Below are 13,460 nucleotides of genomic sequence, written 5' to 3' on the forward strand. Positions count from 1 at the left end.
TCACTGTTCCTTGGATTGGCTTTTTTGAAAGCAAGAAATATACCTGCGGCAGAAAAAATAATGAGTTCAGGCGTATCTATCACCAGGGGGAACCCAAGAATGTCCTGGTAAAAATTTTTGGTGACATCGAAATTTGTCGACCTCAGGCAGATGTGATGAATGCCCGGCGTTACAGGAATAATAGCCATACATTTAAAATTTAAAAGTTATTAAAAACGGCTTCCTATATGGGTTCTATTGAGGAGGTCTTTGATAGTCAGATTGGAAAATTAAATTCTGCTACAGCCAAGATAATAATAAATAATAAATCCGCGTAGTCTTTGCCTCTTTTGTTTTCGTTCGGGGCCTATACGTTACGTTAGCTTATTTTTGGAAAGATCATCGGATGGACAGATATTTAGAGAATTGGCAGTTCAATTATGAATTCAGTTCCTTTACCTCCGTTCCTTTCTACCTTTATCTCCCCTCCATGTGCTTTTATAATGTCATAACTCAAGCTCAACCCTAATCCTGTTCCTTCTCCAGTTGGTTTTGTAGTAAAAAATGGTTGAAAAATTTTATCAACTATATTTTGCGGAATGCCATTACCGTTATCCGTTACTGTTAGTTCAATGGCATTATTTAATTTCTTAGTTGTTACTGAAACTGTAGGTTCATAGCTGTCAGTTTGTTGCTTTGATTTTTCGTTCACTGCATAAAAGGCATTGTTGTATAAGTTGAGTAGTACTCTTCCAATGTCCTGCGGAACAATATTGACATTACCAATGGTTTCATCAAAATCAGTTTTTATTTTGGCATTAAAAGAGGCATTTTTTCCTTTCAACACCTGGTATGCCAGGCGCAAATATTCATCGGCCAGGCCATTAATGTTGGTAGGTTCTTTTACACCTGTGCTTGACCGTGAGTGTTGCAACATTCCTTTTACAATGGCGTCGGCCCGTTTGCCGTGATGAATTATTTTTTCCTCGTTTTCTATCACGTCTTTGGCAATTCCTTTTGCATCATTAAAATTTCCTTTATCCATTTCATCCTTCATTTCCGCCAGTAATTCTTTGTTCACTTCCGAAAAATTGTTCACGAAGTTTAATGGATTTTGTATTTCGTGGGCAATTCCCGCAGTTAGTTCGCCCAATGAGGCCATCTTTTCGGATTGAATCAATTGTGATTGTGTTGCCTTTAATGTTTCGTGGGCTTCCTCCAGTTTATGATACGCCTTTTCTATTTCTTTAGCCTGCTCCAGCTCACGGGCACGGTTTTTTTCGCGTTCTTTTTGCAAGAGCCGCCGGCGCAGATAACGATTGACGGCTAAACTTGCCGCTATTAACAACAACGCATAAACGATATATGCCCAGGTTGTTTTCCACCAGGGAGGATTGACAGTAATTTTTAACGAGGCTCCCTCCTCATTCCATACCCCGTTATTATTTGCCGCTTTTACCCGGAAGACATAATCGCCGGGTGGAAGATTTGGGTAAAAAGCAACACGTTGACTTCCTACTTCCCGCCAATCATTGTCATAGTTTTCCAGCTTATAGGCATATTGATTTTTGGATGGATTAGAATAATGAATGGCCAGGAACTCTAAGGAAATATTGTTCCGGTTGTACGGCAATACAATCTCTTTGGTTTCGTAAATTGGTTTTTTTAAAATTGATCTTTCACCCGGTATCACTGATTTGTTGAACAACTTCAGGTCCGTTAAAAATACTTTGGGTGGTGTAGATGATTTGCTGATAGCATCAGGATTGAAGATGGTAACTCCATTGGAGCCTCCAAAAGCCAATAGCCCCGACGATGTTTTCAATGTAGACCCGTCGGCGAATAGCTGGCCCTGTATTCCGTCTGCTATCGAAAAATTATTAAAGGTCTTTGTTTTCAGATCCATCCGGCTAAGGCCATCAAATGTGCTAAGCCACAAGGCATTATTTTTTTCATCAGGAAGGATACCCTGTATACTCATGGAGGGCAGCCCGTCGTTCCGGGTATAGGTTGTGATCTTTTGGGTTTCCAAGTTATACATACTCAATCCGCCTTGCCAGGTACCTACCCATGCCATGCCATCAACATCTTCATAAAATGAATTTACATCCTGCGTAATAAATATATCACCCTTGCTTTTATCGTAGCCGTGTCTATCAATTTTATCAGTTGCGTAATTGTATAAGAACAACCCATTGTTTGTAATTAGCCATAACCCGTGTCTTTTGCTTTCAAATGCCCGGGTAATCTCGTTACTGCCGGCGTTGCTGCCGGGCAATGTGCTTAAGTCATATCTTTTAAGAGTATCCGTTCCTTTATTCTTTTTGAAAAGTCCTTTTAGTGTACACAGCCATAAATTCTCTTTGCTGTCTTTATAGAATTGATTGATGGCGGTTGTTTCGGGCAACCAGCCCAACTCTATTTTTTTTACATCGCTGGTTGTAGTTGAAAAATTATAGTTGCCTGATTGCGTATTTAGTAACAATTCCCCGGGTTTGGTTTCCATGAGCCCATTTATCTGGTGGACGCCAGGTAAAAATGATCCCAACGGAAGGGGATGGATGGTATTGTTTGCCAGGTCCAATTCATTTATTCCCGAAGTAGTACCCGGGCCGGCAGTAGTAATCCATATTTTGCCATCACTGGTTTCATAAATATTGTTAGCCCACCCCGGGGTAATTGAATTCTTATCAACCTTATCAAAACTGTAAGTTTTAAAAACAGCCTTTTCTTCATATCTCAATAATCCCAGGTTTCCGGCGCCAATCCATAATGAGCCAAAAGAATCAAAACAAAATACATTCACATTTGATTTTTCGATTTGCTTTTCGGATGCGGATGTAAAGAACTCAAACTTCCCGGTTTGTCTGTTGAACCGGAATAAACCTCTTTCGGTACCAAGCCAGATACTCTTATTTTTATCCAGGACCATTGTGTTGAAGAAGTTGGCAGATGGTATTCCTGGCGGTGTATAAATCTTATAGGAAGTGTCAGCAAGATCAATTTCGTAAAGCCTGGATTTAGTGCTTATCACCCAGAGATGACCTTCCTCATCAAACTGAATGTCTGATGGTCCTTCGTCATTCTTCTTAAATTCCTCTTCAATTCTTTGTGAATAAACTTTAATGAGCTTTCCCCGCAAATCAATTTTTAATAATCCGTTATAACACAGCAACCAGATGTCACCCATTTTATCTTTAGCCATCCGCATAACATTTTGTATCGGAATGCTGTCGGGGGAGTCGAATCGTTTCAGTGTGTCTTCATTTTGCTCTTTGTATAAAAGCGCTGAGGGAATAGTTTGGCCGTAGTTCGTATTTATTCCAAAATATATTCTTCCGTTATTATCTTCGCAAAATGCCATTACGTCCGGTTCTACGTTTGCCGGGTGATTAATCAAATTAGTGAAACGGTACTGCCTGAATGTTTTGGTAACAGGGTTGTATGCATTAATAAATGATGGTGCGGAACCTATCCATATCCGGCCTGTGTGATCTTCAAAAAGTGACCACACATTGAGACCGTGCAGCGTAGCGGTATCGTTGGGGTTGTAATAATATCGTTTGAATTCGTACCCATCAAAGCGGGCCAAACCGTTGATAGTTCCAACCCACACATAACCCAGTTTGTCAACCAATATTTGACTAACCTGTGCACCCGGCAATCCATCAGTTTCGGTGTATTGCGTTAAATTATTGATATTAAGTTGCGCAACAGAATGGAACCCGGTAAACAGCAGCGCAACAAGAGCGGCATATCTAAAAGTTTTTGAAATATTCCGGTATAGGGGTCTCATTTTAAAGAATTAGCAGTTTAATTCAATAATAAATTTTGTTCCTTCTCCTTCTTTTGTTTCCACTTTCAATTCACCATTATGTGTTTTCACAATATCATAGCTCAAGCTCAAACCCAGTCCTGTTCCTTGCCCTGTTGGCTTGGTGGTAAAGAATGGTTGAAAAATTTTATCTACTATATTTTGAGGGATGCCATTACCATTATCCTTTACCGTTAGTACAACCCCAAAATCGCCTGAAGGGGACTTGACAGACTTTGTGCTAACCGCGACTGTTGGCTCATAAAGTTGTCCTGCTGATCTTGTCGAAGCATTCTTTTTTTCACTAACTGCGTAAAAAGCATTGTTATATAAATTCAACAACACTCTTCCGATATCCTGCGGGACAATATTGATTTTTTTAACAGCCTCATCAAAATCTGTATTCATTGTTACATTGAAATCTTTGTCTTTTGCCCGAAGACCGTGATAGGAGAGACGTAAATATTCATCAGCCAATGCATTGATATCAGTTGGTTCTTTTACACCTGTGCTTGACCGTGAGTGTTGTAACATTCCTTTTACAATTGCATCGGCACGTTTGCCGTGATGATTTATTTTTTGTTCGTTCTCTTTAATATCTTTTGCTATTGCCCTGGCTTCGTTAATATCTCCTTTATCCATTTCCTGTTCCAGTTCATCTATTAGTTCAGTATTCACTTCGGAAAAATTATTCACGAAATTTAAAGGATTTTGTATTTCATGTGCAATGCCTGCAGTAAGTTCTCCAAGCGAAGCCATCTTTTCGGATTGAATGAGTTGGGCTTGTGTGGCACGTAACTCACTCAAAGCATCTTCGGCACGCTTTTTTTCAGTTTGCAATTTTATCAAATCTTCCTCTGCCTGTACCGCATGGGCTTCTGCAACTTTAAGATCATTAAAGCGGGTATAGGTAAGATTAAATACTGCTGCAAAACGCTCAATCAGTTGTATTGTTTCCTGGGGTTGTGGATCGGGTGAAGCAATGCCAATGAGACCTTTTCCGAAATAGGCTATGTTCTGTACTCGCCGTTGCTGCGTATGGCCAACGGTAACAGGTACATGAATTTCTCCTGAGATATATGCGATATAATCAGCAAGCTCTTTGCCTTGCATATCAATAGTGATCGATTTTTCCTGGAGTTTCCATCCATCGTACATTTTCTTAATAGTTGCGTTTCTACTGCTGGTTAGGGTAAACCGGCTATTAATTTTACCGCCGTCTTCATCAGTGGCCCAGGCTTCAATGTCTCCCGTATCATCATTTATAATACCGATGTATAAACGGTTGGGTGCAATACCAAGGTCGATTAGTTGCCTGAAAACTACCGTGGCAGTCTCTGCAAGTTCATCGCTTTTTTGCATGGCAAGCGTGCGGCTTCTTACCCGTTCCAAGGCGGTTTCAATCCTCGCTTCTTTTGCTTGTGCTTCTGCCTGTTTCAAATCGTTAAAGCGGGTATACGACATGTCAAATACTTTGCCCAGCCGGTGAAGAATTTCGAATTTTTCATCAGAAAGGTGTTCGCTGCCTACAATTTCCAATGCGCCGAAATTATAAAACGACGCAGAAAACACCACGCTTTCAGGAGCTTCCAGGGCTTTTTTAATAAGTGTAGGGAAACTGCCGACTTCATTAAAAAATTGTTCCTGGAAAACTTTTTTCTCGTCACCTTTCATTTCGTACACCCATTTTTTATTTTTCTCTTTAAATGCATCTATTACTGATTTAAAATAAGGATGACGGAAAGGTTTGATGTAATAAGGTTCCGGCGGCTTATTAAGTTGGGTGCTGGCTACCCACATTTCAGCGGTTAATAATTCAGGATTATTGATCCAAATAATACAACTCGTTAATGCAAATTCAAGACGGTTCAGTTCAGTAAATACAGTCGCTACGAGCTCGGCAAGTTCATCCGAATTTTGCATGGCCATGGTTCTTGAACGGACCCGTTCCAAAGCAGCTTCAATCTGTGCTTCTTTTGCCTGTGCTTCCGCTTTCTTTAAATCGAGATACCGGCGGTAAGTTTGCCCAAACACACCCGTAAACCGTTTAAATATTTTTTTCTGTTCTTCACTTATTTGCTCCAGCGAAAAGGCAAACAAAATGCCTTCGGGGAAATAAAATTCATTATGATGAATTCGCCTGGGCAAGGAAGCAGTATCATATCTAATCGGGTAACCCGGATAATTATTTATCGCGTCGAAATAACTTAATAATTCATCATCTTTTAAGTCATAATAATATGATTCATTTTTCAAGCGCCAACTCTCAAATGCGTTATGCAAAAGCGGGTGCATGTTCATATCAAGCCAGCCAATAATGATGTCTGTTTTGTTATTTTCATCGGTGCGTATGGTCCAGACTTCCATATCCCCCTCTTCGTGCATAATGCCGATTCCACAGCGTATGGTTTCTATTCCAAGTTTCTTTAATTCTTCCACCATAACAGCAGCTGTTTCACCAACATCTGCGCTGTTGTGCATGGCCATTGTTTTTGCACGTACCCGTTCCAGTGACAGTTCAATCTGCGATTCTCTTGCTTGCGCTTCTGCCTTTTGCAGATCGAGAAAACGGGTATAGGTTTGTCCAAATGCATTCGCAAATCTTTCTAATAAAGCATCCTCCTCGCCGCTGAAAGGTATTGTGTTGAATTTGCAAATTGAAACCCAGGTGTCTTTCAAAATCACCATTGACCAGGCATAGCCAGACTTTTCATACATTGACTGTTTGATCTCTTCAGAGGTTAAATCCTTATAAATTGTTTGGGTATTAACGTAATCCTGCCACGAGTCTTTATCTTCTTTTGAGAATACGTCTTTAAATATATGTGTACCATCCTTCCTGAAGGTTTCAATATTTTTTTCCACATGGTGAAAATAGGGGTGATCTATGCGGGGAAAATGAACATAATTATTAAAAATAGTACCATCGTCTGCCGCCACCTCAATCCACAAATCCCAATCTCCGCCGGGTATTCCGTTGCTGAAATTCGCAACTTGCAGATTTACTCCCAGCTTTACGAGTTGCTCAACTAATAAATCCAGTACTCCCAGCAAATCATTTTGTTTCTGCATTGCCATTGTTCTTGCTCTTACTCTCTCCAATGCTAATTGAACTTGTGATTCTCTTGCCTGCTTTTCTGCTTTTTGCAGGTCGAGAAAACGGGTATAGGTTTGTTGAAACACTTTTCCAAAACGCATCAACGTATTATTCTCTTCATAACTATAAGGCGTACCCGAAAAATTCTCGATGTATAAGCCAATATTATCTAACAATACACCTGATCCGGCAAGGCCATGACAATTGAGATAATATTCCAATGTTTCCTCGGGCACATCGGGGATAAACTTAAAAAGGTCCCGATAAAATTTGTTTTTTTCTTCAAAGGTCAGAAGGTATTTAAAGAAATCCTGTCCTTTTTCTTTTGCTTCCTTAATGCTGTTATTGGGTGGAGAATCAAACCAGGGGATTGTTACCTCTGAAGGAACCAGGTGCTGGTCAGCCAGCCAGATATGCAAATCATCCCTTACTTTATAATCAATTAGAAAACCTGTATGTTCTATATAAATATTTAAGTGAATAAATTGTTCATATACAAGTTGAATTACTTCTTTGAGCTCATCGCTTTTTTGCATAGCCATTGTCTTGGCACGAACTCTTTCCAAAGCCAATTCTATCTCTGCTTCTTTTGCCTGTGCCTCTGCTTTAAGTAAATCATTGAAACGGGTATAAGTAAGATCAAAGACTTTTCCGAACCGTTCAAGTATATCGAGATTACTATCTGACAAGGGTTTGTCGCCTACTGTTTGCAGTCCGCCAAAATTGCTGAACGAGAAAGAGACAACATATTTTTCCATTGCCCTCGATGCGGCCTTTGCTTCTTCAGGAACTTTTCTGAATTCAGTTTCATTAAATAAATATTCATCATAAACTTTTTTCTCAAGCCCCTCAAGAACGTATATATATTTAGTGGCCCTTTCTTTATAACCCTTCATCATCGCGTCATGAAAAGGATAATCTTCAAACTTCATGTGATAAGATTCCGGTGCGCCATTAATATCCGGGTTAGCTGCCCAAACAGTATTAGACAAAGTACTTTCATCGATGATATTAATGATGCACCAATTCAATGCAAAATCAAGTTTGGTGAGTTCTTTAAAAACACAATCAACCAAATTGGACAACTCATTAGAACTTTGCATGGCCATAGCTCTTGCCCTCACTCTTTCCAATCCTAACTCTATTTGCGTTTCTCTCGTCTGTGCTTCTGCCTTCTGTAGATCGAGGAAGCGGGTATAGGTTTGTTCAAATACTCCTGCAAATCTTTCCAACAGGCGGATGCTCTCCGCGGACCGCACTTCATTTGACTGCACATTGATAAGACCCTTTGAAAAAAATGCAACATTGATCACGCGTTTATTTTCTTTGGCGTTATAGGCAGCTCCGCCCATGCTTTCCCTGAAGGTAGAAAAATCGTAAAGCTCCTTCCCGGTAAGGGTTATCACCAATGATTTTTTGTGTTCTTTCCATGCCTGGTATATCTTGTTGGTAACATTGGGCTCATCAATGGGAAATTTATACATCCGTTTGGTTTGGTTGCCGTACATCGTTACCCAATAGTCAATTGCACGGTCTGCCTCGTTTATAATGCCTATGGTAGCCTGGTCAGGGTTTTCACCCAATTCTTTAAACTGCTGAAAAAGGATGAACACTGTTTCCGAAAGTTCCTCGCTTTTTTGCATCGCCATTGTTCTGGCTCTAACTCTCTCTAATGCCAGTTCCACGAGGGCTTCCCTTGCCTGGGCTGCAGCCTGTTCAATATCCAGGTATCTCGTATAAGCGAGTTCAAATACATTCAGGAAACGTTTGAATAAATTTATTTCCTCCTTGCTTAATGAAGCATAAGTGGAAATTCCCAAAGCAACAGGCCCTAATGAATACCAGTAATAATTCAGCGAATTTTCGCTTTCCAGGTAGTGGTCGATAAAGACATTGGTTGTTTTCTGATAGGCCAGCCATTCTCCTACTTTTTTGCCCTTGATGTGGGTAATATAAAATTCCCCCTTGCCTTTGAGCATTTTTGCAGCAAAGGCCCTGGCTACTTCATGATTGGTATAGACGGTTTCTGTAATGACTGTTTTATCGTGCCTTGCATAATATTCGTAATTCATGTAACTGCCTCGGTTCTCATAAAAAATTGCCGTTTGCACATTTCGAATTTCTTTTAATCCTAATGATTGCAATTGAAGCGCAATAGTTTTACATACTTCAGGCATGTCTTCTGCCCTCTTCATCCTAAGAGCGATTGAACGGACTTTTTCAAGTGAGGCCTCGATTTCCAAATTACGTTTCGCCCGCTTTATAACCATGGCCTTTTGCTCCAGCTTCCGCTCCAGTTGCTGTTTTTGTAATTGCAGGGATTTTTCGGTTTCCATGTTCATTAGTTCAAATTATATCAAATCATTTTGAATACTCATTCTTCAAGCCTTTTCGGATCCAAAGCTAATTGACAGTTATTTGTTTCATAAAATGTTGTAATTGTCTAACTCGCCAATTAATCGGATTTATAGATTTCATTGGATTGCAATAAGAGGTTTATTCAGTGTAATCTCTTCGTCGAACAAGCCTGTAATTCAGATAACGGGCAATGAAATAATAAACTTCGTCTCCTCTCCCTCCTTCGTCTCCACTTTTATTTCCCCTCCATGTGCTTTTACAATATCATAACTCAAACTCAAACCTAATCCCGTTCCTTGCCCAGTGGGCTTGGTGGTAAAAAAGGGTTGAAAGATTTTATCAACTACTTTTTGAGGAATACCGTTGCCATTATCCTGAACTCTAATTTCAACTTTATTATTGATCTTTTTTGTAGTTACTGAAATCGTTGGTTCGTAACCGTTGGTTTGTTGCTTGGCTTTTTCAGTCACCGCATAAAATGCATTGTTAAATAAATTAAGCATCACTCTTCCAATATCCTGTGGAATAATATTTATGTTGCCAATATACTTATCAAAATCAGTTTTCATTTCGGCATTGAAATTTTTGTCCTTTGCTCTCAAGCCATGATAACTTAATCTTAAATATTCATCAGCTAATGCATTAATATCCGTTGGTTCTTTTACACCTGTGCTTGACCGTGAGTGTTGTAACATTCCCTTTACAATGGCGTCGGCACGTCTTCCATGATGATTTATCTTTTCTTCATTCTCTCCAACATCTTTGGCCAGTGCATTTACTTCATCATAATTTCCTTTTACAATTTCATCTCTCATTTCTGCAATCAATTCTTTATTCACTTCAGAAAAATTATTCACAAAGTTTAACGGGTTCTGTATTTCATGGGCAATGCCTGCGGTGAGTTCTCCCAAACTTGCCATTTTCTCGGACTGGATGAGTTGCTTCTGGGCAGATTTTAAATCGCTGAGCGTTTGTTCTATCTGGCTGTTTTTCTCTTGCAGTGTTTGATTTGCTTTTTGCTTTTGACGATTGTTGCGGTAAAGTAAGAATCCGATAGTACTGAATACGGCAATCAATGCTATGATGGCAATCGTTTTTTGTTCACCCTCTTTTTCAATTCGCTCTTGCTCCTGTTGCTGCAACGTTAATTGCTGATTGAATGCTGCCACCTGGAATTCCTGGAGCCTTTTCTTTTCTATGCTGCCAAGACTATCATTTAGTAATGTAGCCAGTGTTAAATAAGCAAAAGAACTGTCTGTATTGTTTTCATCGTGATAATAATCTGAGATCATCCGGGAGGCAATTGCTTTTTCCTTTTCGTAACCACCCAGTGTAAAAGCGTCAAGGGCTTTTTTGGCATAAATAAAAGCCGAATCTGCTTTGTTCAATGATCGATAAAGTTTTGCTAATTGAAGACATGCATTTCCGGCAAGCCGGGGATTACTATTCTGTTCACTAACCTGTGTCGCTTTTTGATAATTTCCCCTGGCGAGATCAGTGTTTCCCATTTGCTCGTAGATCATGCCTATGGATGTATACGTACCGCCTTCAAACTTTCTGGCGTCAAAAGGTAACTTTGAATAATAATATAGTGACTTGTGCTGATAGAAAAGGGCCGAATCGGGCTTATTCAGTTTTAGATAACTGTCACCAATGTCAGGGTATAATCCGGCAAGGTTGAAAGTATCTCTTGCGGCTTCCAAACGTGGAATTGCTTCATGGGCAATTGCAATTTGCTTTTCATAGTTGCCGGCGTAACCGTAAAGGCTCTCAAGGGCTGTATACAGTATGCCGATTACACTAAGCCGGTACATTTGCAGGCTTTGTCCGTTTTGCAGATATCCTGCTTTTTTCCCATTGGAAAGATCTTCGGTAATTTTAAGTCCCTGGTTTATTAACTTAAGAGCCTCGGGATAATTTCCCGTCTTCATGAGCGGCCAGGCCATATATGCCATCATCATAGCCTTGTTTAATTGCAAGTCGAGTTTTTCGGCAATGGCTATCCCCTTATTACAATAATAAATACCACTATCGGCGTTTATATCATCGTATAGACTTCCCAGCATGGAACAAGCACCCATACGAATAGTATCATTCGCTGCATGCTGAAGTATAAGATAGGCGCTGTCTATCTGGCGCCGGGCCTGGGCTTCAACAAATGCAGGCAATAACAAAAGCACCGTAATTTTTAGCAATAATTTCATGCAATCAATTTAAGCTATTGGTAGTTGAATAATGAACTCTGTTGTCTCATCCTCTTTTGTCTCCACTTTTATTTCTCCCCCATGTGCTTTTATAATATCATAGCTCAAGCTCAATCCCAGCCCTGTTCCTTGTCCTGTTGGTTTGGTGGTAAAGAAGGGTTGAAATATTTTATCAACTACTTTTTGAGGAATACCATTGCCATTATCCTGAACTCTAATTTCAACTTTATTATTTATCTTTTTTGTAGTTACTGAAATCGTTGGCTCGTAACGATTAGTTAGTTGTTTAGCTTTTTCAGTCACGGCATAAAATGCATTGTTATATAAATTAAGCAGCACCCTTCCGATATCCTGTGGAATAATATTGATGTTGTTAATATCCTTATCAAATTCAGTTCTTATTTCGGCATCAAACTTTTTATCTTTTGCTCTTAACCCGTGATAACTTAATCGTAAATATTCATCTGCTAAAGCATTAATGTTGGTTGGTTCTTTTACACCTGTGCTTGACCGTGAGTGTTGCAGCATTCCTTTTACTATGGCATCGGCACGCTGGCCATGATGTAGAATTTTTTCGAGATTTTGTTTTACATCATCAGCAATCGCTATTGCCTCTTGCTGGTTGCCGGTTGCTAATTCTATTTTCATTTCATCTATCAATTCATTACTTACTTCCGAAAAATTATTTACGAAATTCAACGGGTTTTGTATCTCGTGGGCAATACCTGCCGTCAGTTCTCCCAATGATGCCATTTTCTCGGATTGGATGAGTTGGGATTGGGTGGCTTTTAATTCTGTAAGCGTACTTTCTACTTTTGTTTTTTGCTGCTGCAATACCACGTTGGCTTTCTTTCTTTGCCGGTTATTTCTAAAAAGAATAAATGCAATGACCAGCAGTACTGCCAGGCCTGCCAAAAATCCGTTCTGTCTTAGCCGGTTTTGTTTTTCCATTTGGTCATCCCGGATTTGTTGCTCATGTTGTTGTTCTTCTGAAAGAGTCTTTTGAAGTTCCCATATTTTCTTTGCTCCGTAAAGAGAATCATTGGCAGCAAGTCCTATCTTAAGATAATATAGTGCCTGCTTTGGGTCCATCTTCTCATATTGATCAGAGAGTATCTTACTGTTATTAAGTATTCCTGTTTGGTAATCAAATTTAAGCGAAGCATCCAGCCCTTTTTTTGCATAGAAAATCACAGAATCAGCGTTGTTCTCTTCATTGAAAAAACCGGCAACGATACTGCTGGCATCAGCAGTTCCAAACGGATCCTGGTAAACATCATAGGTTTCAATAGCCTGGTGGAGGTAATTAAAAGCTTTTTCAAAATCACCTCTTTTAAAATAAAGCTCCCCATAAAACATTAATATCGTGGGGCGGATACTGTACAGATCAGTAAACCCGGGATGGAAAGCATTGTTGTATGCTTTTTTAAGAAAAATATCTGCGGAATCCAGTTTGTTTAAATCTGAGTAATCTGTTCCCAGCCAGAATTCGATATAAATTTTCCAATAAAGATCATGTGGTGTATGTTGTATGGTTTCATTGATTGATTCTGCTTTTCTTGTAAAGTCAATTGCTTTCGACTTGTCGTTTAAAAAAGAGTAACAGCTTCCAATGCTGTTAAGACAAATGGCCGTTTCAAGCGAGTAATTATTTTTTTCTGCTAATTGTAAAGCTTTGAATAGTGTATCAAGTGCCTGCGGAATGTTGCCGTGAAATGACAATGACATGCCCAGGCTATTTAGAATCCGAACTTCTCCTCTTGCAAATTTTAGTTTTTGAGAAAGCTCCAATCCTTCTTTACTGTAATAATTGAGCGAATCAATATTAGTCCATTGATAGGCAGTACATAAATCAACAATTAACAATACCTGGCTGGTATCAGCTCTGGCATTGATTAATTCCTTCTTTACTTCTTCAACGCGTTTCACACCTTCAGCATTTTGAGCTGATGAAATACCGCAGGTAAACGCAAGAAGAAAAGAAATGGTTATTATTTTTATCATTTTT

At 39.5% G+C, this 13,460-nt stretch carries 5 protein-coding genes; all 5 read right to left on the reverse strand.

Features of this window, described 5'->3' with window-relative positions; all coding sequences use genetic code 11:
* On the reverse strand, window positions 1-188 hold a 188-nt coding region (locus ACO1O5_RS17645), incomplete at its 3' end, for a VOC family protein (protein ID WP_486272564.1).
* Between the two features lie 209 nt (window positions 189-397).
* The gene (locus ACO1O5_RS17650) at window positions 398-3,775 is read right to left on the reverse strand and encodes a sensor histidine kinase (protein ID WP_486272566.1); all 3,378 of its coding nucleotides are present in this window, start codon (window positions 3,773-3,775) and stop codon (window positions 398-400) included.
* Window positions 3,776-3,784: 9 nt separating this feature from the next.
* The gene (locus ACO1O5_RS17655; protein WP_486272568.1) at window positions 3,785-9,226 is read right to left on the reverse strand and encodes a sensor histidine kinase; all 5,442 of its coding nucleotides are present in this window, start codon (window positions 9,224-9,226) and stop codon (window positions 3,785-3,787) included.
* A gap of 198 nt (window positions 9,227-9,424) precedes the next feature.
* Complete coding sequence (locus ACO1O5_RS17660; protein WP_486272570.1) at window positions 9,425-11,452, reverse strand: tetratricopeptide repeat-containing sensor histidine kinase; 2,028 nt, start codon at window positions 11,450-11,452, stop codon at window positions 9,425-9,427.
* Window positions 11,453-11,461: 9 nt separating this feature from the next.
* Window positions 11,462-13,456 (reverse strand): tetratricopeptide repeat-containing sensor histidine kinase, encoded by a 1,995-nt coding sequence (locus ACO1O5_RS17665; RefSeq protein ID WP_486272572.1) that lies wholly within the window; start codon window positions 13,454-13,456, stop codon window positions 11,462-11,464.
* Between the last annotated feature and the right edge of the window lie 4 nt (window positions 13,457-13,460).

Source organism: Ginsengibacter sp. (genome assembly GCF_057362405.1).